Source organism: Streptomyces sp. NPDC049541 (assembly GCF_044465725.1).
In the GTDB taxonomy this organism is placed as follows: Bacteria; Actinomycetota; Actinomycetes; order Streptomycetales; family Streptomycetaceae; genus Streptomyces.
Window position 1 is genome coordinate 1 of sequence record NZ_JBITLY010000001.1, and the last position, 26,790, is coordinate 26,790.

The 26,790-nt window shown below is 71.0% G+C and carries 18 protein-coding genes and 1 other RNA gene; 10 read left to right on the forward strand and 9 right to left on the reverse strand.

Translation table 11 applies throughout. The annotated features are described in order from the left end of the window. Window positions 1-978: 978 nt before the first annotated feature. The gene (locus ACIBW9_RS00005) at window positions 979-1,470 is read right to left on the reverse strand and encodes a MarR family winged helix-turn-helix transcriptional regulator (protein ID WP_398949583.1); all 492 of its coding nucleotides are present in this window, start codon (window positions 1,468-1,470) and stop codon (window positions 979-981) included. 123 nt (window positions 1,471-1,593) lie between these two features. On the opposite strand from ACIBW9_RS00005, the gene ACIBW9_RS00010 reads away from it, so the two are divergent. Next, window positions 1,594-2,007, forward strand: a complete 414-nt coding sequence (locus tag ACIBW9_RS00010; protein ID WP_123965485.1) for an organic hydroperoxide resistance protein — start codon at window positions 1,594-1,596, stop codon at window positions 2,005-2,007. 13 nt (window positions 2,008-2,020) lie between these two features. On the opposite strand, the gene ACIBW9_RS00015 is transcribed toward ACIBW9_RS00010, so the two are convergent. The 7 genes from ACIBW9_RS00015 to ACIBW9_RS00045 form a co-directional block, all read right to left on the reverse strand. Next, the gene (locus tag ACIBW9_RS00015; RefSeq protein ID WP_398949585.1) at window positions 2,021-4,252 is read right to left on the reverse strand and encodes a CDP-glycerol glycerophosphotransferase family protein; all 2,232 of its coding nucleotides are present in this window, start codon (window positions 4,250-4,252) and stop codon (window positions 2,021-2,023) included. A 5-nt stretch (window positions 4,253-4,257) separates the two neighbouring features. Continuing rightward, window positions 4,258-6,456, reverse strand: coding sequence for a CDP-glycerol glycerophosphotransferase family protein (locus ACIBW9_RS00020; RefSeq protein ID WP_398949587.1), 2,199 nt, complete (start codon window positions 6,454-6,456; stop codon window positions 4,258-4,260). A 152-nt stretch (window positions 6,457-6,608) separates the two neighbouring features. Further along, window positions 6,609-8,816, reverse strand: coding sequence for a CDP-glycerol glycerophosphotransferase family protein (locus ACIBW9_RS00025; protein ID WP_398949589.1), 2,208 nt, complete (start codon window positions 8,814-8,816; stop codon window positions 6,609-6,611). Between the two features lie 157 nt (window positions 8,817-8,973). After that, window positions 8,974-9,885: a carbohydrate ABC transporter permease gene (locus ACIBW9_RS00030; RefSeq protein WP_398949591.1), complete on the reverse strand. Its 912-nt coding sequence runs from the start codon at window positions 9,883-9,885 to the stop codon at window positions 8,974-8,976. Further along, the gene (locus tag ACIBW9_RS00035; protein ID WP_398949593.1) at window positions 9,882-11,222 is read right to left on the reverse strand and encodes a carbohydrate ABC transporter permease; all 1,341 of its coding nucleotides are present in this window, start codon (window positions 11,220-11,222) and stop codon (window positions 9,882-9,884) included. The genes ACIBW9_RS00030 and ACIBW9_RS00035 overlap by 4 nt, the downstream gene beginning before the upstream one ends. A gap of 7 nt (window positions 11,223-11,229) precedes the next feature. After that, window positions 11,230-12,609: an ABC transporter substrate-binding protein gene (locus ACIBW9_RS00040; RefSeq protein ID WP_398949595.1), complete on the reverse strand. Its 1,380-nt coding sequence runs from the start codon at window positions 12,607-12,609 to the stop codon at window positions 11,230-11,232. A 267-nt stretch (window positions 12,610-12,876) separates the two neighbouring features. Further along, the gene (locus tag ACIBW9_RS00045) at window positions 12,877-16,320 is read right to left on the reverse strand and encodes an FHA domain-containing protein (RefSeq protein WP_398952012.1); all 3,444 of its coding nucleotides are present in this window, start codon (window positions 16,318-16,320) and stop codon (window positions 12,877-12,879) included. Between the two features lie 369 nt (window positions 16,321-16,689). Here ACIBW9_RS00045 and ACIBW9_RS00050 point away from each other — a divergent pair, with 369 nt between their 5' ends. From ACIBW9_RS00050 to ACIBW9_RS00065, 4 genes are all read left to right on the forward strand, one after another. Beyond that, window positions 16,690-18,330, forward strand: a complete 1,641-nt coding sequence (locus tag ACIBW9_RS00050; RefSeq protein ID WP_398949597.1) for a serine/threonine-protein kinase — start codon at window positions 16,690-16,692, stop codon at window positions 18,328-18,330. A 179-nt stretch (window positions 18,331-18,509) separates the two neighbouring features. After that, window positions 18,510-19,751, forward strand: a complete 1,242-nt coding sequence (locus tag ACIBW9_RS00055; RefSeq protein WP_398949599.1) for a serine/threonine-protein kinase — start codon at window positions 18,510-18,512, stop codon at window positions 19,749-19,751. Between the two features lie 87 nt (window positions 19,752-19,838). Further along, a complete protein-coding gene (prfB, locus tag ACIBW9_RS00060) occupies window positions 19,839-20,945 on the forward strand; it encodes a peptide chain release factor 2 (RefSeq protein ID WP_398949601.1) in 1,107 nt (368 codons plus the stop codon). Window positions 20,946-21,285: 340 nt separating this feature from the next. Beyond that, window positions 21,286-22,077, forward strand: coding sequence for a hypothetical protein (locus ACIBW9_RS00065; RefSeq protein ID WP_398949603.1), 792 nt, complete (start codon window positions 21,286-21,288; stop codon window positions 22,075-22,077). A gap of 105 nt (window positions 22,078-22,182) precedes the next feature. Here ACIBW9_RS00065 and ACIBW9_RS00070 read toward each other — a convergent pair whose 3' ends face one another. Then, window positions 22,183-22,374, reverse strand: coding sequence for a hypothetical protein (locus ACIBW9_RS00070; protein ID WP_016438128.1), 192 nt, complete (start codon window positions 22,372-22,374; stop codon window positions 22,183-22,185). Between the two features lie 306 nt (window positions 22,375-22,680). On the opposite strand from ACIBW9_RS00070, the gene ftsE reads away from it, so the two are divergent. The 5 genes from ftsE (at window position 22,681) to ssrA (ending at window position 26,685) form a co-directional block, all read left to right on the forward strand. Further along, the gene (gene ftsE / locus ACIBW9_RS00075; RefSeq protein WP_030943440.1) at window positions 22,681-23,370 is read left to right on the forward strand and encodes a cell division ATP-binding protein FtsE; all 690 of its coding nucleotides are present in this window, start codon (window positions 22,681-22,683) and stop codon (window positions 23,368-23,370) included. Window positions 23,371-23,404: 34 nt separating this feature from the next. Next, window positions 23,405-24,325 (forward strand): permease-like cell division protein FtsX, encoded by a 921-nt coding sequence (gene ftsX, locus ACIBW9_RS00080; RefSeq protein WP_398949605.1) that lies wholly within the window; start codon window positions 23,405-23,407, stop codon window positions 24,323-24,325. 67 nt (window positions 24,326-24,392) lie between these two features. After that, window positions 24,393-25,571 carry a S41 family peptidase gene (locus ACIBW9_RS00085; protein WP_398949607.1) on the forward strand — a complete coding sequence of 393 codons (1,179 nt, stop codon included), beginning with the start codon at window positions 24,393-24,395 and terminating at the stop codon, window positions 25,569-25,571. Between the two features lie 69 nt (window positions 25,572-25,640). Beyond that, window positions 25,641-26,183 carry an SsrA-binding protein SmpB gene (gene smpB, locus ACIBW9_RS00090; RefSeq protein ID WP_344402999.1) on the forward strand — a complete coding sequence of 181 codons (543 nt, stop codon included), beginning with the start codon at window positions 25,641-25,643 and terminating at the stop codon, window positions 26,181-26,183. Window positions 26,184-26,290: 107 nt separating this feature from the next. After that, window positions 26,291-26,685: a transfer-messenger RNA gene (ssrA, locus tag ACIBW9_RS00095) on the forward strand. Window positions 26,686-26,790: the final 105 nt, after the last annotated feature.

A 26,790-nucleotide genomic window follows, 5' to 3' on the forward strand; every position in this document is an offset into this window, starting at 1 on the left:
ACTGGTGGGGGTCCTTCTGCTGCCCTTGGTGTGGGTGTCGCACGAGCAGGCGGGGCAGGTGGGCTGGCTGGTGACACCCGGGTGGGACCAGGCGGGACTGCTGGTGCGGGACTTCGCCTTCGCCCCGGACGGGGCGGTGTTCTGGGTGGCCGTCGCGCTGATGGTGCTGGGGCTCGGGGCGGGCCGCCTCGCGGCGGTGGCGCTCCCGCTGCTCGTGCTGCCTCCCGCGCTCCTGATCGCCGTGTCGCAGATCCGGCCGCTGTTCCACGAGCGGTATGTGCTGTACGCGTTGGCCGGGGCCCCCTTGCTGGTCGCCGCCGGCGCCGAGTGGGTGGCCGGGGCGGTGGGGCGCCTGCGGCTGGGCGGTCGTGGTGTGCCCACCCTCCCCCGCTCTCGGCTTCGCTCGAGCGGGGGGACCCCCCTCGCCCTGCGGAACGACTGCCCACCCGACGACGTGCGGAGCGGCCACCCGCACCACGACGACCGCCGGTGGAGCAGTCACCGCCTGCCCTACGGCCGGCTCGGCACCCTCACCGGTGTGCTGGCCGTCGCCCTCGCGTTCGTCCAGTGCCTCCCTCTCTACCGGCAGGACCGCTCCCCGGCGCACCGCCCCGAGAACCTCGGTGCCGTCGCCGCGCGGGCGGCCCGCGACATCCGTCCCGGCGATCCGGTGCTGTTCCTGCCGTCGAACTGGCGGCTGACGGCGCTGGCCTATCCGAGGGCGTTCCGCCGGGCGCGGGACATCGCGCTGCGGGAGTCCGGGCCCCGGTCCGGGACGCTGAGCGGTGTCGAGACCACCCCCCAGGAACTGCGGCGCAAGCTGGCGGGTGTGGACCGTGTCTGGGTCGTCGCCCAGTCGAGGCTGCTGAGCTCGGGGCTGTTGCCGGCCGACCCGACCGAGCGCGTCAAACTCGCCGTCGTGGAGGAGCAGTTCACCGCCCGCGAGAGATACGTCAGCGGCCGGGTGACCTTCCTCCTCTACGTCCGCCGCTCCGCCGCCTCGGCCTCCGCCGCCGTGGCCGCGTCCAGCCCCCGGGTGAGCTCGTCGAGCCGGGACCGCAGCTCCCGGATCTCCTCCACGTCGAATCCCGTCGCCGCGACGATCCGGCGCGGTACCTGAACCGCCTGTTCGCGCAGGGCGGCGCCCTCCTCGGTCAGCCGGACCTCCACCGAGCGCTCGTCGCGGGCGCTGCGCTCACGCCGTACCAGACCGGCCGTCTCCAGCCGCTTGAGCAGCGGGGACAGGGTGCCGGAGTCGAGCCGCAGATGCTCGCCCAGCTTCTTGACCGGCAGCTCGCCGTGCTCCCACAGCAGCAGCATCACCAGGTACTGCGGATAGGTGAGCCCGAGGTCCTTGAGGATCACCCGGTAGATGCCGCCGAAGGCGCGCGAGGCGGCGTTCAGCGAGAAGCAGATCTGCTGGTCCAGGCGGAGCCAGTCGGTGGTCGGGGTGTCGGGCGCGGTCGTCATGTGTCCAGGATAGCTCTTGCGAGCCATTTAGTTGTGCGCAATTGAATTGTGTGCTCTACTCGTGGTCGTGAGGCGGCCGCCCAAAGGGCCGCCGGAACACGACTCCGAGAGGGATGGTCATCCATGGACGCGCTCTACACCGCTGTCGCCACCGCCACCCACGGCCGCGACGGTCGCGCCTTCACCAACGACGGCAAGGTCGACGTCAAGCTGGCCCCGCCGGTGGAGCTCGGCGGCAACGGCGAGGGCACCAACCCCGAGCAGCTGTTCGCCGCCGGGTACGCGGCCTGCTTCGGCAGCGCCCTCGGCCTCGTCGGCCGCCAGGCGAAGGTCGACGTCAGCGATGCCGCGGTCACCGCCGAGGTGGGCATAGGCAAGCAGGGCGAGGGCTTCGGGCTCAAGGTCACCCTCCGCATCGAGCTGCCGGACACCGTGGACGAGGCGACCGGCCGCAAGCTGGTCGAGACCGCCCACCAGGTGTGCCCCTACTCCAACGCGACCCGCGGCAACGTCGACGTCGACCTCGTGATCGAGTAAGACCCGCCGGCCGTCAGCTCAGCGAGTGCGCCCGCTCCGTCGCGGGAGCGGGCACCGCCGGGGCCCCCTGTGGCTCCGGCATCTTCTCGCCCAGCAGCACCGTCCGTACCACCCGCTCGGCGGCCCGCCCGTCGTCGAACTCGCAGAACCGCTCACGGAAGGCGGCCCTGAGGCCCGCCGACTCCTCGTCCCGCCAGGTGTCCGAGGCGAACAGCCAGGCCAGCTCCCGGTAGGAGCGCGACACATGGCCCGGCGCCTCGGCGGTGATGTCGAAGTAGGCGCCCCGGCTCGCCGCGTACGCACCCCAGTCGTCGGCGTGGACCACGATCGGCCGGTCCAGGTTGGCGTAGTCGAACATCAGGGCCGAGTAGTCGGTGACCAGCACGTCGGAGGCGAGCATCAGATCCTCGACGTGCGGTTCGTCCGTGGCGTCGACGAGCACGCCGCGTGCGTGCAGATCGGCGAGGCCGAGCCCGCGCGCCGTTCCGGTGGCGAGGGTGGGGTGCAGCCGTACGACGAGGGTGTGCCCGGCACCGAGGTCCGCGGCGAACCGCGCCAGGTCGATCCGGTCGACGTGCCCGCCCCGGCGGTAGTCGCGGCGGGTCGGCGCATACAGCACGACCGTGTCCCCGGCCGGGATGCCGAGCCGCGCACGGACGGCCGCACCGTGCTCCGCCGGCTGCTCGACGAGCACGTCGTTGCGCGGACTGCCGGTCCGCAGCGAAGTGAAGTGGCAGGGGTACGCCCGGTCCCACACCAGCTCGGAGTGCCGGTTGGCGACCAGGCTCAGATCCCAGCGGTCGGCGCGGTGCAGCATCTTCGGCACACTGAAGCCGTGCCGGGCACCGGGCTTGGTCAGCAGGTCGGCGCCCATGTACTTGAGCGGCGTGCCCTGGTGGGTGTGCACATGGATCTGACCGGGCCGTTTGGCCAGGGAGCCCGGCCAGTTGACGTTGTTCACCCAGTACGTGGCCCGCGCCATGACCGCGTGGTACTCCCGCGACCCCGGCGTCACATGGTCGGTGCCGGGCGGCAGCGAGTCCACCGCGTCCTCCCGGACCACCCACACCCCGCGGATGTGCGGCGCGAGCTCGCGGGCCTTGGCGTGGATCGCGGCCGGGTCGCCGTGCACACCCGCGTGGTGGGTGGCCGAGTAGACGGCCAGACGGGGATCGAGTGGGAGCCTCGACTGGGCGGCGTACCAGGTGCGTTGGGCCGCCGCCGATGCCTTGCCCACCGTACGACGCCTGCCCGCCCCGGCGATCCTGCGCAGACCGCGGACCCCGCGCAGGGCCGCGTACGACAGATAGGGCGAGCCCGCCAGGAGCCGCATCTCGGTGCCGCGCGGGCCGTCCGGCGGAGTGAAGTCCTCGGGGCAGTGACGGCGGTGGAAGGAACGCATCTCGCGGTAGAAGGCGGAGCGGTCCGACGCCGTCACCCGGTCCTCGCGGGCGAGCACGAACAGCATGTGGTCCAGGGCCCGTTCGAAGAGCAGGGGCCGCGCCCAGGCGAGGTCCTCGCGCTCCTGAAGGAACGCGAACAGGCCCTCGTACTGCGGAAAGATGTCGAAGTGCCTGCGCCCCGGCGTCTTGGTGATCGCGCCCTGCCTGCGCTGCCGGTACTCGACGCCGATCCGGTTCAGACAGGCGATGCGGTCGGCCAGCACCATCGAGCGGTAGGTGACGGGCGCGTCCTCGTACAGGCCGGACGCGTACTGCAGCCCGTGCTCCTGGAAGAAGGCCCTGCGGTACGCCTTGTTCCAGGCGACCAGGAACAGCTGGACGTACTCGGGGCTCTCGCGGAGGCTGAAGACGTCCTGGCCGGCGGCGGCCAGCAGGGCGGAGGCGTCGCTCGGGCCGCCCCGCCCCCACCAGTGGGTGCGTACATGGTCGAAGACCAGGATGTCCGGGTCCTCGGCCGACTTCAGCCGGTCGGCGACCGCGGCAAGCAGGCCCGGCGTGTAGAAGTCGTCGCTGTCGAGGAAGAGGACGTAGTCGCCGCGCGCCTCGGCCAGCCCGGCGTTGCGGGCCCGGCCGAGACCGACGTTCTCGGGCAGGTGCAGCACACGCACCCGCTCGTCGCGTGCCGCGTACTCGTCGAGGATCGCGCCGCAGCCGTCGGGCGAGCGGTCGTCGACGGCGATCACCTCGAAGTCGGGGTGCGACTGCCCGAGCACCGAGTCGATGCACTCGCGCAGGAAGCCCTGCACCTTGTAGACGGGGACGATGATGCTGAAGCGGGGCACGGGTTTCAGTTCCTCACAAGGGCGGGGACCGGGGCCGGGGTGCGCTCGGCGAGCGGGATCACGGGCGGGATCGACTCGGGCGGTTCACCCAGCAGCACCCGGCGTACGACGCGCTCGGCGGCGCGCCCGTCGTCGAACTGGCAGAACCGCTCACGGAAGGCGGCCCGTGCCGCCGTCGACTCCGCTCCCGCCCAGGAGCCGTCGCGGAAGACCCGGGCCAGTTCCTCGGGTGTGCGGGCGACCGGCCCCGGCGGGTGTTCCATCAGGTCGAAGTAGACGCCCCGGGTCTCCCGGTAGACGTCCCAGTCGTCGGCGTACACCACGACGGGCCGGTCCAGGTTGGCGTAGTCGAACATGATCGACGAGTAGTCGGTGATCAGGGCGTCCGCGGCCAGGCACACGTCCTCGGAGGAGCGGTGCGCGGTCACGTCGATGATCCGGCCGGTGCTCCGCGCCGTGCCCCGGTCGTAGAAGTAGTGGGCGCGCAGCAGCACGACCACGTCCTCGCCCACCTCCTCGCAGAAGGCCTCCAGGTCCAGGCCCGTCTCGAAGCCCGTGCGGTAGTCGCGGTGCGTGGGCGCGTACAGGACGGCCGTCTTCCCCTCGGGGACCCCCAGCCCCCGCCGGATGCGGGCCACGTCGTCCGCCGTAGCCGTGTAGTACACGTCGTTGCGCGGATAGCCGTACTCGAGCGTCTCGTGCGCGCCGGGGAAGGCCCGCTCCCACATCTCGGTGGAGTGGCGGTTGGAGGTGAGGTTGTAGTCCCAGCGGTCGATACGGGCCAGCAGCTTGGTGAAGCTGCCGGTCGCCGCGGCCACCACGGGATAGGTCGCCTGGTCGACGCCCATCTTCTTCAGCGGGGTGCCGTGCTGGGTCGACAGATGGACGCTGCCGGGGCGCTTGACGACGGCGTCCGCGAAGTTGGCGTTGTTGACCAGGTACTTGGCGGCGGCCAGCACGTCCCAGTACTTGGTGCTGCCGATGACCGCGTACTCGATGCCCTCCGGCATGGTGTGTTCCTGGTCCGGCTCGACCAGGAACACCGAGCGCAGATGCGGGGCGAGTTCGAGGGCCTTGGCGTGGATCGCGGCCGGGTTGCAGGCATAGCCGCGGCCCCAGTAGGCGCAGTAGACGACCAGGTTGGGGTCGAGCGGACGGCGCAGATTGCGCGCGTACCGCAGCCGGGTGCGGACCATGTGGGGGCGCGGCAGCCGCTCGGCCGCCTTCACCGCCGCCTGGTTGGCCTCCCGCAGGGCACGGAACGCCGAGTACGCCCCGGCCGCCAGCAGCCGGTGCTGCAGGCCGAGGCTGCCGGGCGGCGTCCTGTGGCCGACGGGGCGGTGCCGGCGGTACAGCGTGCTCGCCAGCCGGAAGAAGGCGCGGCGCCTGCCGGACAGCCGCCTGGGATGGGCGGCGGTCTTCAGGACGGCCGCGAAGAGCTGCTCGAACAACGCGTTCAACCGGTCGCCGGGCAGATCCAGTTCGGCGGCGCGGGTGAGGACCAGGTCGGTCTGGGCGAGCAGTTCGAGGTGGTGCTCGCCGGGCAGGGCGAGCCGGTTGCCCTGTCTGCGCACCAGATGCCGTACGACGACCTGGCGCAGCACCGCGGCCTTCTCGGCCGCCAGCGCGACCAGCCCGCCGAAGCCGACATCGGTGAAGTGGCCGTCGGGGAAGCCGATGCACTGCTCGACCAGGAAGGCCCTGCGGTAGGCCGCGCTCCACGCCGGCAGCTGCACGCCCGTCAGCTCGGGCACCTGGTCGGGGGAGAAGGCGCCCGCCGGTGTCCTCGGCAGGAGCAGCGCGGCCGGATTGGTCGGCTCGCCCTCCCACCAGGGCACCCGCTCGTGCTCCAGGTACAGGACGTCCACGTCACCCGTCTCGGCCAGGCGTGCGTCGAGCGCCGCCAGCGCCCCGGGGACGAGGGCGTCGTCGCAGTCGAGGAACAGCAGATAGGTGCCGGTCGCCGCCCGCATCCCGGTGTTGCGCGCCCCGGACAGACCGGCCGTGGGCGGCGAGTGCACCGTGGTCACCCGGGAGTCCCGCTCGGCGTACCCGTCGACGACGTCTGCCGCGGGCGTGCCGGGGCCGTCGCAGACCGGGATCAGCTCGAAGTCGCCGAAGGACTGCGCGAGCACGGAGTCCAGCGCCTGGGACAGCCGGCCTGCCACCCCATGGGACGGGACGATGATGCTGAAGCGGGGCATGCTGCTCTTTCTGTCGATGTGCGTGCGGGGACCCGGGGTGCGTCTCAGCCGAGGCGTCCCGGCCGGCCTGTGGGACGCCAGGTGGAGGGCCGGCTCGGTGTGGGCCGCGACGGGCTGGAGGGCATGCGAACTCCCCGGAGTGAGAACGGCGTTCAGAGGCTGTCGGTGACGGTCAGCGGGCCGCCGGGTTGCGGCACGGTCGGCTGCGGGGAGCGCGTGAGGGCCGCGGCCGCGGAGGGCACGGGGTGGCGCTCGGCGAACGGCGTCACCGGCGGCAGGTCGGTTTCGCCCAGGACGACCCGGCGTACGACCCGCTCGGCGGCGCGTCCGTCGTCGTACGGGCAGAAGCGTTCGCGGAACGCGGTCCGCAGCTGCGTGGAGCGGGAGCCGCACCAGTGGCCGGTGGCGAAGATGTCGATCAACTCGTCCTCGCTGCGGGCGAGGGCGCCCGGCGGGAAGGCCCGCACGTCGAAGTAGGTGCCGCGGACCGCCTCGTACGCCGCCCGGTCCTCGTCGGCCGAGTGGAGCACGATCGGGCGGTCCAGGCCCGCGTAGTCGAACATCAGCGAGGAGTAGTCGGTGAGCAGGACGTCCGAGGCCAGGCAGAGGGACTCGACACCGGGGTAGCCGGTCACGTCGATGATCCGGGCGCCCTTCGGGACGGGGCCGTGGGTGCGGGCGAGGACGACGTAGCGGGGGCCCAGGCGGCGCAGGAGGCGCTCCAGGTCCAGGGGGGAGCGCTGGGTGCGGCAGTGGTCGCGGCGGGCGGGGGCGTACAGGATCGCGACGCTGTCCTCGGGGATGCCGAGGGACTCACGGAGCCGGATGACGTCGTTCGAGGTGGCCTTCTGGAACACGTCGCTGCGCGGGGAGCCGTATTCGAGCGTGGTGTAGCCGCCCGGGTAGACCCGCTCCCAGGTGAGGGTGGAGTGGCGGTTCGCCGACAGGACGTAGTCCCATTTGTCGACGTCGTCGAGGAGCCCTTCGAAGTCCAGGCCGCGCGCCGCGGCCGGGCGTTCCTGGAGGTCCAGGCCCGCGTGCCCGAGGGGGGTGCCCTCCAGGGTCTGGACCAGGATCTGGTGGCGGCGCTTGACCAGGCGGGGCTCGAAGCCGGTGTCGCTGACCAGGTACTTGGAACGGGCCAGGGCCGTCCAGTAGGCGGCCGTGTCGGGCCGGGGGAGCCAGGTCGTGCGGATGTGCGGCGCGAAGGTGCGGAAGGCCTCCTCCAGGGCGCCCGGGTTGCAGCCGTTGTCGTGGCCGTCGTACGCGGTGAAGGCGGCGCGGTCGGCGCGCAGGGGCAGCCGGAGCTGGATGCGGTAGTGCAGGCGCAGTGCCGTCGCCCTTGCGGTGCGCAGGAGTTTGACGGAGAGCTTGACCGTCCTGCGGTGCAGGGCCGCCGCCAGCTGCAGCGATCGGTAGGTGCGGTGCAGGCCCCAGCGGATCAGGGTGTGGCGCAGGCGGGAGCCCAGCGGGAGGGGCGGTCCTGGGGCGCGGTAACGGCGGTAGTGGGCGCGGGCCCTGCGCAGGAACTCGGCGCCCGAACCCCGGGGGAGGCGGTCGCGGTGGGAGAACACCTTCGTCAGGTGGTTGATCATGCGGTGGAACAACAGCGGCCGCCACCGGGCGAGTTGGGGGTGGGCGTCGAGGAACGCGAAGACCCGGTCGTACTGTTCGAAGAGGTCGAAGTGCTTACGGCTGGTGGTGGAGAGGATGCTGCCCTGGCGGCGCTGCCGGTAGTGCACGCACACCCGGTCGAGGGTCGTGATGGACTCCGCGGCCATCAGCACCGGGAACGTCCACGGGGTGTCCTCGTAGTAGCCGGGCGGGAAGGTGAAGCCCTCGCGCTCGACGAACTCCCGCCGGTACGCCTTGTTCCAGGCCACCATCAGCACCTTCAGCAGGCCCGGGCGGTCCTCCAGGCGGAAGGGCGCCGTGCCCTGCTCGGTGAGCTCGTCGGCGACGACGTTGCGGACGGTCTCGCCGGACCAATAGATGCGCGCGTAGTCGTAGACCACCACGTCCGGCTCGCCCGTCTCCTTGAGGCGGTCGGCGATGGCGCGCAGGGCGTGCGGGGTGAGGGTGTCGTCGCCGTCCAGGAAGACCAGGTAGTCGCCGCTCGCCCGCGCGAGGCCCGCGTTGCGCGCAGCGCCCAGGCCCTGGTTCTCGGTCAGGTGCAGGGGCTGCACACGCGGGTCGCGGGCCGCGAACTCGTCGATGATCGCGCCGCTCGCGTCCGGGGAGCAGTCGTCGACGGCGATCAGTTCCAGATCGGGATACGACTGCGACAGCACCGATTCCAGGCATTCCTGCAGATATGCCTGAACCTTGAACGCGGGGACGATGACACTGAACCTGGGCAAGGCACATCCATGGGGTCGGCGCGGACGACGGGGCCTTGCCCGGGAACGGCCGATGGAGTGACTTGGTTACGCCGACTGCGGCATACGGGGGACCGTGGGTGAACGGAAGGGGGCGGGACCGTAACGTCCCACCCCCTGCGGCGCGTTGTCCCCCGGACTATTTGACGGCGCCCGCCATGACACCCGAGACGAACTGCCGCTGGAACGCGAAGAACACGACCAGCGGGATCACCATCGAGATGAACGCGCCGGGGGCCAGGACGTCGACGTTGTTGCCGAACTGGCGTACCTGCGTCTGCAGGGCGACCGTGATCGGCTGGCTGTCGGCATTGGTGAACACCAGCGCCACCAGCATGTCGTTCCACACCCACAGGAACTGGAAGATGGCCAGGCTCGCGATCGCCGGACCGCCGAGCGGCATCACGACCCGGAAGAACAGGCGCAGTTCACCCGCCCCGTCCAGACGGGCCGCCTCCAGCAGCTCTCTGGGGATCTCCGCGAAGAAGTTCCGCAGCAGGAACACCGCGAAGGGCAGACCGAAGCCGACGTGAAACAGGATCACCCCGAAGATCGACCCGAACAGCCCGATCTTGCCGAACAGTTCGGCGATCGGGATCAGGGCCACCTGCACGGGCACGACGAGCAGGCCGACCACGGCCAGGAACCACCAGTCGCGGCCGGGGAACTCCATCCAGGCGAACGCGTAGCCCGCGAGGGAGCCGATCACGACGACGAGAATCGTCGCCGGCAGGGTGATCAGCGCCGTGTTCACCAGGGAGTTGGTGATGTCGCTGTTCTCCAGCAGCTTCTGGTAGCTGTCGAAGGTGAGCGAGGAGGGCTCGGAGAAGACGTTCCACCAGCCGTTCGCGCCGATGTCCTCCGGGGCCCGCAGCGAGGAGACGAGCAGACCGAAGGTCGGCACCAGCCAGAACAGGCCGACGACGATGAGGAACACCCGCAGCAGACCGCCACTGACCCCTTCGGTGAGCCGCGAGCCCAGCGACCTCTTCGCCCTGACGACCGTGACGGGCGGGGCCGTCTTCCTGAGACGTCCGGCATGCGTCGTCATCGCCGCACCTCCCGCTTCAGCCGGCGAACGTTGAACCACATCACCGGAATCACCAGCAACAGCAGGAACACGGCGATGGCGCTTGCGATACCCGGCTGGTCCTCGGAGAAGCCCTTGCGGTACAGCTCCAGGGCAAGCACGTTCGCGTCGTCCTGGGAGGAGTTCGGGGCGATGATGAAGACCAGGTCGAAGATCTTCAGCACATTGATCATCAGGGTGACCGTGACGACCGCGAGGACGGGCGCCAGCAGCGGCACCGTGACCCTTCTGAACACCTGCCACTCGCTCGCCCCGTCGACCCGGGCGGCCTCCAGGAGTTCACGCGGCATCCCCGCGAGCCCGGCCGCGATCAGCACCATCGCGAAGCCCGCCCACATCCAGATGTACGACCCGATGATGGCCGGCGTGACCAGCGACGGGCCCAGCCAGTCCAGGCCGTTGTACGGCTCCTTGAAGTTGCTCGCCGGCAGCCGCAGCTGCGCTCCGTCGGCCTTGGCGGGCAGCGTGAAGGTGCCGTCGTCGGCGGCCTTGGTGGACGCGACCACCTTGCCGTCCTTGACGGCCTCGATCCGCATGCCCGAGTAGCCCAGCTCGGACGGGTCGACCCCGCCGAGCCTGCCGACGCCCTTGCCGCGTGTGAAGTCCTGCCAGGTCGTGCCGGTGATCTTCCCCGGCTCCGGCTTCGCCCGTACGGCCTTCTTGGCGCCGTCGGGCATCTGGTCGGGGGCGACGCCGACGAGCGGCAGCGCGACCGAATCCCCGGTGTGGACCGTCGCCTTGGTGATGAAGCCGCCGCCTTGAGCCGTCAGCGGCGACTGACGGCCCGGATGTGCCTTGGGGAACGCCGAGGACTGGGCGAACGTGTCGTGGACGCCCACCCACACCGCGTTGGCGACGCCCTTGTCCGGGTCCTGGTCGTACACCAGGCGGAAGATGATGCCCGCGGCCAGCATCGAGATCGCCATCGGCATGAAGACGACCAGCTTGAACGCCGTGCCCCAGCGCACGCGTTCGGTCAGGACCGCGAAGATCAGGCCCAGTGCGGTCGAGATCGTCGGCGCGAACACCACCCAGATGATGTTGTTCTTCAGGGCGGTGCGGATGCCGTCGTCGGTGAACAGGGCCTTGTAGTTGTCGAAGCCGGCAAAACCGTCGCCGGAGGAGTTGTAGAAGCTGCGGACGACCGAGTACCCGATCGGGTAGACCACGAGCGCGCCGAGCAGCACCAGCGCGGGCAGCAGGAACATCGCTGCCACGGTCTTCCGGGTGCCGGTCACGCTCTTGCGCTTCGGGGCGGCAGGGGTGGGTGGCACCCCTGCCGTCGTGGCCGACGTCATGGCCGGATCAGCTCCCGCTGCCGTATGCCGCTGCCGCGTCCTTCTCCAGCTTCGCCTGCGTACCCGCGACGTCCGTCGGATTCTTCAGGAAGTCCTGGAGGTCCTTCCACTCACCCTTGCCGGGCGTGCCGCCGAAGGCCTGCGGGGCCTGGTCGGACATGTCGAAGCGGAAGTCGTCGCCCGAGTCGATCAGCGCCTTGGCGATCGTCTGCTGGACCGCGTTCGGATACGCCGAGTTCGGCACGTTCTTGTTCGGCGAGAGGTAACCGCCCAGCTTCGCCTGGATGGTCGCCGCGTCCGGGGAGGCCAGGAACTTCGCCAGCGCCTGCGCGCCCTTGGAGTCCTTGAAGATCACCGCCGCGTCACCGCCGGTCACCACCGGTGCGGTGGCACCGACGGTCGGGAACGGGAACACCTTCGCGTCCGTGCCGATCTTCGCCTTGGTCTGCGCGATGTTGACCTGGACGAAGTCGCCCTCATACACCATCGCCGACTTCGGCTGGTCGCCACCGGTGAAGGTGTTGGTGACGGAGTCGGTGAACGAGGTCTGCAGCGCGCCGCTCGCGCCGCCCGCGACGTAGTCCTTCTTGCCCCAGATCTGGGCGAGGGTCGTGAGCGCCTGCTTGACGGACGGATCCGTCCACTTGATCTTGTGCTGGGCGAGCTGGTCGTACTTCTCCGGGCCGGCCTGCGACAGATAGACGTTCTCGAACCAGTCGGTCCCCGGCCAGCCGTCGGCGCCGGCCACGGAGAAGGGGGTGACACCGGAGTCGTAGATCGTCTGCGCGGTGGTCAGCAGGTCCTTCCAGGTCTTGGGCTCCTTCGCGCCCGCGTTCGCGAAGACCTTGGCGTTGTACCAGATCAGCGACTTGTTGGCGGCCTTGTAGTAGACGCCGTACTGCTTCCCGCCCACCTTCCCGATGTCCTGCCAGCCCTGCGAGTAGTTCTTGGCCAGCTCCGACTGGACGTCGGCGTTCACCGGCTTGGCCCAGCCCTTGTCCACGGCCTGCTTGATGGCGCCGGGCTGCGGAAGCATCGCGACGTCCGGCGGCTTGCCGCCCGCGATCTTCGAGCCGAGGAAGTTGATGATCGGGTCCTGGGCGGGCACGAAGGTGACCTTGGCCCCCGTGCGCTTCTCGAACTCCGAGAGCACCGCCTTGAAGTTCTTCTGCTCGGCGCCGGTCCACACGGCGGCGACCTCGAGACTCACGCCGTTCAGTTTGGGGAGCGTGACGGTGGCGCCGGTCTCCTTGCCGCCTCCGCCGCCGTTGTCCTTCTTGTCGCTGCCGCCGCACCCCGTGAGTGCCAGCGCGAGTGCCGCCGCCAGGAGGGCGGCCGCGGATTTGGCGGCCCTGCGTGTCCGGTTCTTGCTGCTCGTGCTGCGCATCACTGCCCCGTTCTCCGTTCTTCGTCGAACGTCGAGCGCTGTCCCGTGTGATCTGGTCTACGCCTGCGGGAATGGGTCGGCAAGTGTGCGTCCGCTGTCAACCGGGGGATCGTGACCGCCTCGTGACCAGGCGTCCGGCGTTGGTGTGACCGCCCACTGGGGGCTGCCGCCCCCAGGCCCCCGCTGTCGGCCTGAACGGCCTCGTCCTCAAACGCCGGACGGGCTGGGATGACCGACCGCGGCTGAAAAGGACTGGCCAAACAGGACTTACAGCAGCGAAGGAACCTCCGTCGCCGAGACCTCCCGTGCCGCCCGTTCCAGGGCGCTGGCCAGGAGGGCCAGGTCCGTCGGGCCGTTGCCGAGTTCTCGTACGGGTCTGCGGGTCGGGGGGTCGCCCATGCGCTGCCAGTCCAGGGGGACGACCGTGGGGCGGAGGGTGGCCGTACGGGGGATGCGGCCCGTGACGCGGCCGCCCTGGAAGGGGGTCGTCCGGCCGTCGGGGCGGGTCAGGGCGCCGCGACCCGGCGCCGGGTCGTCAGGGCCGGTGCCCGGGGCGTCGAGGGTCACCCGGAGGGTGGCCTTCCGGGCCGGTTCCGTGTCCGCCGTACGGCCGCCCGGGGCGGTTGCGGCCACCAGGTGGACGCCGAGGCGCTCGCCCTCGCGGGCCACCGCCTCCAGCGCCCGCATGACGGAACCCGCGGCCGGGCGGCCGGGCGAGCCGAGAGCGGGGGAGACCAGGGCGTCCAGGTCGTCCACGACCACCACCAGCCGGGGGAGGGGCGGTGCGGCTTCCGTCTGGCGGCGCGCCGCCCCCGGACGCAGCCGTATGGTCGAGCTGGGCGGGGAGTCCAGGTCGCCGGTCGCGGTCGTACCGGTCGCCCGCTGGGCCACCATGCGGCCCGACAGCTCCCGGCCCGTGTGCCACTCGGCGAAGGTGGAGCGGCCGAGCAGCTCGGCGCGGCGCTTCAGCTCGGCGCTCAGGGACTGCGCGAACTCCCGCATCCGGACGGGGTCGTTGGCGGTGAGGTGGGTCGTGACGTGCGGGACGTCCGTACAGACCCGCAGGCCGTCGCCGCTTCCGGAGGTGGTAGCCCCGGCGCTCACGCTGTCCCGGCCGTCCATCAGGACGATGCCCAGCCGGTCGGGGCGCTCGGCCGCGGCCAGGGAGGCGACCACGGCCCGCAGCAGCTCCGTGCGACCGCTGCCCGCGGGGCCCTCGATCAGCAGGTGCGGGCCGTCGGCGGCGAGGTCAGCGCCGACCGGACCGCGCGGACCGGCGCCGAGCACGGCCCAGGCCCGCCCGCCGAGCGCCTGTGCGTCGTCCGCCGCATCCGCCCAACGCGCCATCAGCGACGCCGGGGTGGCCCTCGCGAGCCCCAGCTCGTCCAGCAGCCGCGCCGCCTGGGGCAACGGCACGGACACGCGTGCGTGCCGCTCGGTCCCGGAACCGTCCGTCCTGAGCGGCGCCAGCGCCCGCGCGAACCGCTCGGCCCAGGCGAGCGAGACGGCGTCCACGGCGGCCACCGTGCCGGGGCCTATGGGGCCGGGGTGCGGGTGGGCGGTGGCCGTGGTCACAGGCGCGGGCACGGGCCTGGGCATGGTGTGGGTGTCGGCCGGTGACACCGCATCCGCGTGGACGGCCGGGTCCGCCGGCGCCGGCGGACGGTCCACGGCCCCGCCGCCGGGAGCACCGGAACCGGTCCGCGCCACCCGCATCAGTCGCAGCGCCGTCGCCACGTCCCCGCTCAGCAGCGCGACCGCGCCGCAGTCCCGGAAGGCCGGAGCCACCGCGCACGCCGCCTCGTACGTCTCCGTCACCGGTGACGCGGGCGAGGCCGACACCGTCTCGGCGAGGCAGACGACATGTATCCCGGCCCGCGGTCCCTCCAGCGCCAGCCGCGCCACGGCCTCCCGCACCGCGGCGCCTCCGGGGTCGCCGTCCACGACCACCACGGTGTACGGCCCGGGGAAGCCGTCCGGCTCCTCCGCGCCCTCGTCCGTCCGGGCCCAGGAGGGCCTGCGGGCCTGGGAAGGGACGTCGGGACCGCGGAGCGCCGACCGAGTGCCGTGCCGTGCCTCCGTCTGCTGGTCCTCCAGGCGCCGCAGCAGCTCGTCGGTGCGGGCCGTGACCTGTTCGCGGTCGTAGGCGAGGAGGAGGCGGCAGTCCTGGCCGTGGCCGGGGCGCAGATGGGGGAGCCAGCCGAGCCAGGACCATTCCGCGGTGCGCTCCTCCAGGGGGCGGGAGCGGTCCGCGGCGATCAGGACGATCTCCAGGGCTTCGGGCGAGTGCAGCGCGGCGAGCTGGGCCAGCACCGCGCGGGCCAGCCCGGACAGCCGGGTGCGGGGACCGGCCAGGCCCAGCGCCCCGGCCTCGCGCAGATCCGCGGTCACCGGCACCGCGGGCAGCAGCCCGGAGCCGTCGGGCGCCGCCCGGTCCGCCGTGCCGAGCCGCACCGTGAGCGCCTCCGGGTGCCCCGGCCCGCGCTCCCACAGCCGGGGGCCGGGGCCGAGCGCCGTCAGCAGCAGCGCCGCCGGGTCGGGCCAGGTCTCCGGGAGCTGGGGGGCGGCGGTGCGGGGTGCGGGCCCCGCCGTCGGGTCCTGGACGTCGTCCTCGTCGTACGCCTCATGCTCGGCCATGGCCTGCTCGCCGCGGCCGCCGGCCAGCCGTCGTGCCCATGCGGAGAGCCCCCCGCGCCTGCGCAGGCCCGGTGGCACGTCGGTCCCGCGGAGCGGGGTCCCCTTGCGGCGGCCGGTCTCGGGGGCGTCCGTGCCCTCCGGTGAGTCCCATACGGCCGCGCCGAAGTGGCCTGCGTGAGTGTCGCCGCCCGCTGCGGACGGTCCCGGGGCCCTCATCTCCATCCGCGGTGCGCCGCCCTGCTCGGGCACCAGCGGGGGTTCGGCCGAGCCGTGTCCCTGGGCGGAGGGCATGCCGCGCGAGGGCGTGGCGGAGGGGTCGCCGCCGTCGGCCACGCGTGCGTGAAGCGTCGCTTCGGGCACCCGGGTACCGCTCCCAGGGGCCGCCGGCTCCCGCTCGCCGACGGAGGCCACCCGGACGTGACCTTCCCCGTCCGGAGCCGTCGGCACCCGGGCGCCCGGTCCCCCGGCCGGAGCAACCCGCAGCGCCGATTCGCCGATACGGAGCAGGGCGCCCGGGGTGAAGCGCACCGGGCGGGTGCTCAGGCGGGTGCCGTCCAGGGTCGTGCCGTTCGTGGAGTCGAGGTCGGCGACCGAGACCTGGCCGTCCGCGGCGACCGTGACCGCGCAGTGGAGGCGGGAGACATCGGGGTCGTCGAGCGGGACGTCGGCGTCGGCGGAGCGTCCGATGCGGATCTCGCCGCCGTGCAGGAGGTGCACGCCGCCCGCGTCCGGGCCTGCGACGACATGCAGCTGGGTCGGGGCGTCGTCCAGCTCGGGGTGCGGCTCAGGCTCGGCGGGGGCGCCCAGGGAGAGCACCGCGCCGTCGATCAACGGGGGCTCGCCGAGCGTGCTGCGGCGGTCGTCCAGGCGCTCCGCGCCCGCGTACAGCACCACCGCGCCGCCGGAGGAGGCCGAGGCGCTCGCGTCGCCCGCGACCGCCGAGGCCAGCGCCGACGCCACCGCGGCCAGCGCCGTACCGGCGGGCGCCGTGACCAGTACGTCACAGCTCGCCGTGCGGCCCCGCGCGCGGTCGGGCGGGCCCAGGGGGTCTACGACGGTCAGCCGGATCTGCATCGCCGTCAGCGGTCCCTTCTGCGCGGGTCTGCGCGGGCGCGGACTGCCCCCACCCCACACGAGCACATCGGCCAGTACTGGTACTCGAGGCATCCTCGCACCTGCCACTGACAACGCGCCCGCCGCTCGGGGGCAAGTGATCTTGATTGGTCGGCTCTGCCCGCAAAAGTGCCTGACAGGTGACCTACCGGCGATCGCTTGAGATCGGTCACGTCTGCTTCGGGCAACCGGCGGACCGAGTCGAGCGTCTTTCCTTCGAACATGCACGGGGAGGCGTACGTAAGACGCTGGGACGGCGACAGGTCAGTGCCGCGCACAGCGGCACTACAGTGGGTCGGAACGGTAAGCAAGCAGCAGGGAGCACATGACGTGCGGCCGGTAGGCAGCAAGTACCTGCTCGAGGAGCCGCTCGGGCGCGGCGCCACGGGCACCGTCTGGCGGGCCCGCCAGCGGGAGACCGCGGGGGCCGAGGCCGCCGTGCCCGGTCAGCCCGGCGAGACCGTCGCGATCAAGGTCCTGAAGGAAGAGCTCGCCGGCGACGCGGACATCGTGATGCGCTTCCTCAGAGAGCGCTCCGTGCTGCTGCGCCTGACCCACCCGAACATCGTCCGGGTCCGCGACCTGGTCGTGGAGGGCGATCTGCTGGCGCTGGTCATGGATCTCGTCGAGGGTCCCGACCTGCACCGCTACCTGCGCGAGAACGGCCCCTTCAGCCCGGTGGCCGCATCCCTTCTCACCGCCCAGATCGCCGACGCGCTCGCCGCCAGCCACGCCGACGGCGTCGTGCACCGCGATCTGAAGCCCGCCAACGTCCTGCTCAAGCAGGACGGCGGCCAGATGCACCCGATGCTCACCGACTTCGGCATCGCCCGCCTGGCCGACTCCCCGGGCCTGACCCGCACGCACGAGTTCGTCGGCACGCCCGCGTACGTCGCACCGGAGTCCGCCGAGGGCCGTCCGCAGACCTCCGCCGTCGACATCTACGGCGCCGGCATCCTGATGTACGAGCTGGTCACCGGCCGTCCCCCGTTCGGCGGCGGCTCGGCCCTTGAAGTGCTGCACCAGCACCTGAGCGCCGAGCCGCGCCGCCCGTCCACGATTCCCGACCCGCTCTGGACGGTCATAGAGCGCTGTCTGCGCAAGAACCCGGAGGAACGGCCCAGCGCCGAGAACCTCGCCCGCGCCCTGCGCGTCGTCGCCGAGGGCGTCGGTGTGCACGCGAACGCCGCGCAGATCGCCGCCGCGGAGGCCGTCGGCGCCCTGCTGGCCCCCGACCCGACGCCGGCCGCCGTCCCCGGCTCGTCCGACCCCACACAGGTCCTGCAGCACGGAGCGGGCGCGTACGACCCGAACGCGGCGACCAGCTTCCTGCCCCACACCGGCGGCGCACCGGGCGCCGCCGACCCCACCGCCGTACTCCCGAACACGGGGGCCGCGGACCCGACCGCCGTCATGCCGCCGATGCCCCAGGGGCAGCCCGGGCAGCAGCCCGAGCAGCCGCACCCCTGGCAGAACCAGCTGCGCGCCGCCCGCGACCGCAACGAGCAGACGCAGGTCCAGTACCTCGACCCCGACGAGGACCCGCTGCGCCGCCGCCCCCAGCGGCAGGCCGCCCGCCCGCAGCAGCAGCGCCCCCGGCAGCAGCGACCGCAACAGGCGTACGGCTATCCGCAGCAGCAACAGCCGCAGCAGTACGCCCCGCCGCAGCACCAGCAGCCCCAGCGGTACGCGCCTCCGCAGCAGCCGCAGCAGCCCGCGCGTGAGCCTCGCCGGTCGCGAGAGCCCAGCCCCAACCGGATGAAGATCCCCGGGCTCGGCTGTCTGAAGGGCTGCCTGTTCACGATCGTCATCCTGTTCGTCGCGGGCTGGCTGGTCTGGGAGCTGAGCCCGCTCCAGGAGTGGATCGGCACGACCAAGAGCTACTGGCAGCAGCTGTCCGACATGTTCAGCACCGTGAGCGGCTGGATCGGGAAACTCGGCGACCTCGTCGGCAGCAAAGGCGGCAAGTGAGCAGCGAGCTTGGTGATTTGTCGACACCTGGCGGGTGATTTCCGTCTCTGCGGTGAAGGTTGGCTCCTCGGACGCGTAGTTTTGTCGGCTGGGGGTCTGGGGGCCCGCGGCGTCAGCCGCTGTTGTCAGCGCCCCCAGGAAGGCGCAGCAGCGACACAACGCGTCCCGTAGGAGCAGTCTTGGCACGGAAGATCGGCAGCCGGTACACCGCGAACCAGATCCTGGGGCGGGGCAGCGCCGGCACGGTGTGGCTGGGCGAGGGGCCCGAGGGGCCCGTCGCCATCAAGCTGCTGCGCGAGGATCTCGCGTCCGACCAGGAACTCGTCGGCCGTTTCGTGCAGGAGCGCACGGCGCTGCTCGGTCTCGACCACCCGAACGTCGTCTCCGTACGTGACCTGGTGGTCGACGGCAACGACCTCGCGCTGGTCATGGACTTGGTCCGCGGCACCGACCTGCGCACCCGTCTCGACCGCGAACGCCGGCTCGCGCCCGCGGCGGCGGTGGCGATAGTGGCCGACGTCGCGGACGGCCTGGCTGCCGCGCACGCGGCGGGCGTCGTGCACCGTGACGTCAAGCCGGAGAACGTCCTGCTCGACATGCAGGGCCCGCTCGGGCCCGGCGGCTCCCACCCCGCCCTGCTGACCGACTTCGGCGTCGCGAAGCTGATCGACTCCCCGCGCCGCACCCGCGCCACGAAGATCATCGGCACCCCGGACTATCTGGCCCCGGAGATCGTGGAGGGCCTGCCCCCGCGCGCGGCCGTCGACATCTACGCCCTCGCGACCGTCCTCTACGAGCTGCTGGCGGGCTTCACCCCGTTCGGCGGCGGGCATCCCGGAGCCGTGCTGCGCCGTCACGTCACGGAGACGGTGGTCCCGCTCCCGGGGATCCCGGACGAGCTCTGGCAGCTCCTCGTGCAGTGCCTGGCCAAGGCACCGGCCTCCCGGCTGCGCGCCTCGGAACTGGGCGCCCGGCTGCGGGAACTGCTGCCGCTGGTCGCCGGGATGCCGCCACTGGACGTGGACGAGCCGGACATGGAGCCGACGGACGAGCCGGAGCCGGCGGCCGGGGAGTCGGTCGCCCCGGCCCGCGAACGGGTACGGCGCGGCGCGGTCCCGCTGGTACCGGGCGCGAAGCCGGCCGACTCCAACCGGGACACCCACACGTCGATGAGGGTCCCGGCCCCGGACGAGCTGGCCGGCGGTGCCCGCGGCACCGCCCGGGTACCCCGCGCGACGGGCGCACCGCGGCCGGGTTCCGCCCGGCACCGCGCCGTGACGCGCCGTCGCCGGATGGTGCTGGGGACGGCCGCGGCGCTGCTGGTGGCGGCGGCCGGGGTGGGTACGTGGCTGGCGACGTCGGGTGACGACGCGGGCGCGACTCCGCAGGACTCGAAGCACTCGGCACCGGCGTCGCCGTGACCAGGGTGGTTCGCCTGCCCGCGGTTGCTGGTGCCGCGGTGCTGTAGCCGGACACTCACCGCTTGGCGGAGCCGTTACGCTGGAGGCGTGGCAGTCGTCGATGTATCCGAAGAGCTCAAGTCCCTCTCCTCGACCATGGAGTCGATCGAGGCCGTTCTGGACCTCGACAAGCTGAGGGCAGACATCGCCGTGCTCGAGGAGCAGGCGGCCGCGCCGTCCCTGTGGGACAACCCGGACGAGGCGCAGAAGATCACCAGCAAGCTGAGCCATCTGCAGGCCGAGGTCAGGAAGGCCGAGGCGCTGCGGGGGCGGATCGACGATCTCGCCGTGCTCTTCGAGATGGCCGACGAGGAGGACGACCCGGACACCCGCGCCGAGGCCGAGTCCGAGCTCGCCGCCGTCCGGAAGGCGCTGGACGAGATGGAGGTCCGCACGCTCCTGAGCGGTGAGTACGACTCCCGTGAGGCGCTCGTCAACATCCGCGCCGAGGCCGGTGGCGTGGACGCCGCCGACTTCGCCGAGAAGCTGCAGCGGATGTATCTGCGCTGGGCGGAGCAGAAGGGCTACAAGACCGAGCTCATCGAGACCTCGTACGCGGAAGAGGCCGGCATCAAGTCGACCACCTTCGCCGTGCAGGTGCCGTACGCCTACGGCACCCTCTCGGTCGAGCAGGGCACCCACCGGCTCGTGCGCATCTCGCCCTTCGACAACCAGGGGCGGCGCCAGACCTCCTTCGCGGGCGTCGAGGTGCTTCCCGTGGTCGAGCAGACCGACCACATCGAGATCGACGAGTCCGAGCTGCGCGTGGACGTGTACCGGTCCTCGGGCCCCGGCGGCCAGGGCGTCAACACCACCGACTCCGCGGTGCGCCTCACCCACCTCCCCACCGGCATCGTCGTCTCCTGTCAGAACGAGCGGTCGCAGATCCAGAACAAGGCCACCGCGATGAACGTCCTGCAGGCCAAGCTCCTCGAGCGCCGCCGCCAGGAGGAGCAGGCCAAGATGGATGCCCTGAAGGGCGACGGCGGCAACTCCTGGGGCAACCAGATGCGTTCGTACGTCCTGCACCCGTACCAGATGGTCAAGGACCTGCGCACCGACTTCGAAGTCGGAAACCCCGAGGCCGTGTTCAACGGTGAGATCGACGGGTTCCTCGAGGCCGGAATTCGCTGGCGCAAGCAGCAGGAGAAGTAGCCGAGCGAAGTAACTTTGTCGACTTGCCAACTGCCGCCCCATGGGCGGCAGTTGCTGTTTGTCTGGGTTTTACATCACACTCACAGGTTCCAACTCGCTGTAAACGGCCCGCAAGTGGACATTGCGCACGCAACGCCCTTGACGTTGCTTTGAAAAATGGGAAGGGTAAAGCGCGGCATGCGTATCTCTGGGGCGCATGTGAACCGGGGGAATGTACAGGGTAGTTACCTCCGTCGATCACGGCCCCCGAGCGCCGCCTCAATGACGATGAGCTACTGGGGGTAGCAACCTTATGACGAAGAAGACGCGGCTCCGCGTCGCGCGGGTAGCCGCTGGCGCAGTGATCGCTGCCGGTGCCTCGCTGACCGCCGCCGGTGCCGCTTCCGCGGTGGGTATCGACGTGAACGTGGCCGGTGTCAACGTGGGTGTCAACACCGGCGGCGACGACACCGGGGGTACGGGCGGCGGCCCGTGCGACATTGTTGTCGACCCGACCTGCGACCCCGGCGGCACCACGGGTGGCAGCACGACCGGCGGTGCGACCACCGGTGGCGACACCACGGGCGGCGCGACGACCGGTGGCGACACCACGGGTGGTGCGACGACCGGTGGCGACACCACGGGCGGCGCGACGACCGGTGGCGACACCGCGGGCGGCGCGACGACCGGCGGTGACACCACGGGTGGCGTGATCGGTGGCGTGATCGGTGGCGGCACCACGGGCGGTGACACCACGGGCGGTGACACGACCGGTGGCAGCACCACCGGCGGCGACACGACCGGTGGCAGCACCACGGGCGGCGACACCACCGGCGGTGGCAACGGCACCTCGGGCGGCTCCGGCAACTCCGGGGGTTCCGGCACCGGTCACGGGCACAACGGTGGTGGCAACTCCAACACCAACCCCGACGGCAACACCGGCACCTCCCCCCAGGATCAGGGGACCTCGGTCCTCACGGACACCGGCTCGAACACCGAGACCCAGACCAAGGGCAACGGTCAGCAGCTCGCCGAGACCGGTGCCGGCCAGACGACCTTCCTGATCGTCGGTGCCGCCACCATGATCGCCGGTGGCGTCGGCTTCCGCCTTCTGCCGCGCCTCGTGGGCGGCCGTGGCGGTGCGGCTGCCTGACGGTAGCCGTGTGCACACGGGATGTGTGCAACGACGTACGACGAGGGGCCCGGAGCGTGCATCGCTCCGGGCCCCTCGGGCGTCTCGGTGCCCCTGTGACGCGCTCTACGCGGTTTGGTGCGCCAGTAGCGCGACCGCGGCGATCAGCACTGCCAGCAGTGCGATCAGGGCCATGGGGTTGAGCCCCGCGAAGAAGTTCTCCTGCTGCAGCCGCTCGCGGTTCGCACGGCACACGGGGCACCGGCCCTCGCTCACGGGCGCCGCGCAGTTTGCGCACACCAGCCGGTCGTACGTCATGCGCTCGCCCTCCTTGCGAATACGTTCCACTGGGAGAACGGTTTGTCGTTGCCGAACGTTCCCCTCTCTACTGTGCCAGGTTCCTCCGGAGGTCGCGCGGTTCGCTCCCAGAGGGGTGCGTGGGCTTCGTCTCGCGGCTGCGGGCCGGTGGGGGCTTGTCGCGCAGTTCCCCGCGCCCCTTGAGGGGGCTGCCCTACTCGGCACAAATAGGCACAAGGTCCACCCAACCGCAACCGTAGCCTGCGCTTGTGCACCCGACTCGCGTATGGTCACGCTCATCTACCCCCGGCGACCCGTGGTGCATCCGTGATCCGATTCGACAACGTCTCCAAGGTCTACCCCAAGCAGACCCGTCCTGCACTCAGGGATGTGTCCCTGGAAGTGGAGAAGGGCGAGTTCGTGTTCCTCGTGGGGTCCTCGGGCTCCGGAAAGTCCACCTTTCTGCGGCTGATCCTCCGCGAGGAGCGGTGCAGCCACGGTCAGGTGCACGTTCTGGGCAAGGACCTCGCGCGCCTGTCCAACTGGAAGGTGCCGCAGATGCGCCGCCAGTTGGGGACGGTGTTCCAGGACTTCCGGCTGCTGCCGAACAAGACGGTGGCGGAGAACGTCGCCTTCGCGCAGGAGGTCATCGGCAAGTCGAAGGGCGAGATCCGCAAGTCCGTGCCGCAGGTGCTCGACCTGGTGGGCCTGGGCGGTAAAGAGGATCGGATGCCCGGTGAGTTGTCCGGTGGTGAACAGCAGCGCGTGGCCATCGCGCGCGCCTTCGTCAACCGGCCCAAACTGCTCATCGCGGACGAGCCGACCGGCAACCTCGACCCGCAGACCTCCGTCGGCATCATGAAGCTGCTCGACCGGATCAACCGGACCGGCACCACCGTGGTGATGGCGACGCACGACCAGAACATCGTGGACCAGATGCGCAAGCGCGTCATCGAGCTGGAGAAGGGCCGCCTCGTCCGCGACCAGGCACGCGGCGTCTACGGCTACCAGCACTGACCGCCACGTCCACGGAAAGGCTCAACCAGTCGCCATGCGCGCACAGTTCGTACTCTCCGAGATCGGTGTCGGTCTCCGCCGCAACCTGACCATGACCTTCGCGGTCATCGTCTCCGTCGCCCTGTCCCTGGCCCTGTTCGGCGGGTCGCTCCTGATGAGCGACCAGGTCAGCACGATGAAGGGCTACTGGTACGACAAGGTCAACGTCTCGATCTTCCTCTGCAACAAGAGCGACGCCGAGTCCGACCCCAACTGCGCCAAGGGTGCGGTCACCGACGACCAGAAGAAGGGGATCCTCTCCGACCTGGAGAAGATGACCACGGTCGTCCAGAAGGTCACCTACGAGTCGCAGGACGATGCGTACAAGCACTACAAGCAGCAGTTCGGCGACTCCCCGCTGGCCAGTTCCCTCACGCCGGACCAGATGCAGGAGTCGTACCGGATCAAGCTGAAGAACCCGGAGAAGTACCAGGTCATCGCGACCGCCTTCGACGGGCGTGACGGTGTGCAGTCCGTGCAGGACCAAAAGGGCATTCTGGATAATCTCTTCGGGCTGCTCAACGGCATGAACTGGGCCGCGCGGGCCGTGATGGCGCTGATGCTCGTGGTCGCGCTGATGCTGATCGTCAACACCGTGCGGGTGTCCGCGTTCAGCCGGCGGCGCGAGACCGGGATCATGCGCCTGGTCGGGGCCTCGGGCTTCTACATCCAGGCGCCGTTCATCATGGAGGCGGCGGTCGCCGGGCTCATCGGCGGGACGGTCGCCTGCGGGTTCCTGGTGGTCGCGCGGTACTTCATCATCGACCACGGTCTGGACCTGTCCCACAAGCTGAATCTGATCAACTTCATCGGCTGGGACGCGGTGTTGACCAAGCTGCCGCTCATCCTCGCCACGAGTCTGCTGATGCCTGCGCTTGCCGCGTTCTTCGCGCTGCGCAAGTACCTGAAGGTGTGACGCATGCCAAGAGGGCCGTACGGTCAACCGGCCGTGCGGCCCTTCGCGTTGTCCTAGACTCACCGGCATGTCAGGTCGTGACCTGTTCTGCCAGCCCCGCCGCATTCGCCGCGGGGCCGTCCTGACATTGGTCTTCGCGAGCGTGCTCGTCGCGGGTGCGGCGACCGGTTCCTTCTCCGAGAGCGACCGGAAATCCCCGTCCGGCGCGGCCCGTTCGACCGTGCCCGTCGGCCATCACGAGGACGTGGCGAAGGCGGCGGCGGAGGCCCTGGCCGACGGCAAGTCCCCGATGGAGGCCGCGGAGCGCGCGGTCAGCCGCAGCGGCGACCGCTGGGGTGCCGTCTACTCCGAGGGCGAGTACCAGGAGTTCGAGGAGGCCCTCGACGGCCAGTACACCGGCGTCGGACTGTGGGCCAGGCGCGAGCGGGACGGCCGTATCGAGGTGACCAGGGTGGCCGCCGACTCGCCCGCGGCAGCCGCCGGGATCCGCAAGGGAGACCGGCTGCGCAGCATCGACGGCGAGAGGGTCGACGGGCAGCCCGTCACCGAGGTCGTGTCGTTACTGCGCGGCGACGCCACCGACGCGGCCGCCGGGACGGCGGTGCGGCTGGGCCTGCAGCGCGGCACGCGCGCGTGGATCGAGACCCTGCGCCGCGCCCATCTGTCCACCGATTCGGTCACCGTTCGAAAGCTCGCCGACGGGGTCACCGTGATCAGGATCGCCGCGTTCACCAAGGGCTCCGGCGACTCCGTCCGCACCGCCGTACGGCACGCCCCCGCAGGCGCCGGGGTCATCCTCGACCTGCGCGGCAACTCCGGCGGCCTGGTCACCGAGGCCGTGACCTGCGCCTCCGCCTTCCTCGACGGCGGTCTCGTCGCCACGTACGACGTCAACGGCGAGCAGCAGGCCCTGCATGCCGCCCCCGGCGGCGACACCACCAGACCCCTGGTCGCGCTCGTCGACGGCGGGACGATGAGCGCGGCCGAGCTGCTCACCGGTGCCCTCCAGGACCGCGGTCGCGCGGTCGTCGTGGGCTCCCGCACCTTCGGCAAGGGCTCGGTCCAGATGCCGCGACAGCTCCCCGGCGGCTCCGTCGCCGAACTGACCGTCGGGCACTACCGCACGCCTTCCGGCCGCAGCGTCGACGGCCGGGGCATCACGCCGGACCTGGACGTCACCGCGCCCGGCCAGGCGGCCGTCGAGCGGGCCGAGACCGTGCTCGACGGACTGGGCGACGCCGACTAGACAGCCGTTAAAGGGCTGGCCCCCACACCCCCGCGTAGTGCGAAAATGGACGGCACTATGAGCAAGGGAATGTACGTACCGAAGGAGTCCCAGCCCAAGCAGGGCGGGGCGGCCGCGAAGGCCAGGGACGGCGAGAAGGGCGGCAAGCGCAAGATCGTCGCCCAGAACAAGAAGGCCCGGCACGACTACGCGATCGTCGACACCTACGAGGCCGGCCTCGTGCTGACCGGCACCGAGGTCAAGTCGCTGCGCGAAGGTCGGACCTCGCTGACCGACGGCTTCGTCCAGATCGACCGGGGCGAGGCGTGGCTGCACAACGCCCACATCCCGGAGTACCACCAGGGCAGCTGGACCAACCACTCCGCGCGCCGCAAGCGCAAGCTGCTGCTGCACCGCGAGGAGATCGACAAGCTGGAGTCCAAGGCGCAGGAGACGGGTCACACGATCGTGCCCCTCGCCCTGTACTTCAAGGACGGCCGCGCGAAGGCCGAGATCGCCCTCGCGCGAGGCAAGAAGGAGTACGACAAGCGCCAGACCCTGCGGGAGAAGCAGGACCGGCGGGAGTCGGACCGGGCGATCGCGGCGGCGAAGCGCAGGCAGCGCGGCGTGTAGCCGGTAGGTCGCCGGGAATACGGTGGCATCCGCCGTGGTTGGTTCTGTACGATGGCATCAACACCGGCTGAACCCGGTGTGAGCTGTGAGCATTGAAAACACAACATGGGGATGATCGGTTTCGACAGCGGCTGTCGAAGCAGGGGAAGCGTGTCGAGGAAGCGGCAATGATCTCGTAAACCATATGTCGCAAAAAATAATCGCCAATTCCAAGAGCGATTCTCCCGAGCTTTTCGCTCTCGCTGCCTGATCAGGTAGTGATCGAATAGCTCCTTAATGGGAGTGTCAGCCCGGGGCTGTTCCCGACCCGGATCCTGGCATCAGCTAGGGGACTAAACCTTGATCCCGGTCACGGGGTGAAGAGGGAAACCAAACAGTGACTGGGCCCGTCGGCGACTTGTTCGCGTGATCGCCGGGGCCGAGAAAATCACAGCGAACTGCACACGGAGAAGCCCTGATTCCGCACCGTTGGACGCGGGTTCGATTCCCGCCATCTCCACTCATCCCATGTGGGCTAGGCCCCGTCGCTTCCGAGCGGCGGGGCCTTTGTCGTGTGCACCTTCACAGATCCCACACACGTGCCATAGGGTGATCGCCGCGCCCGGCG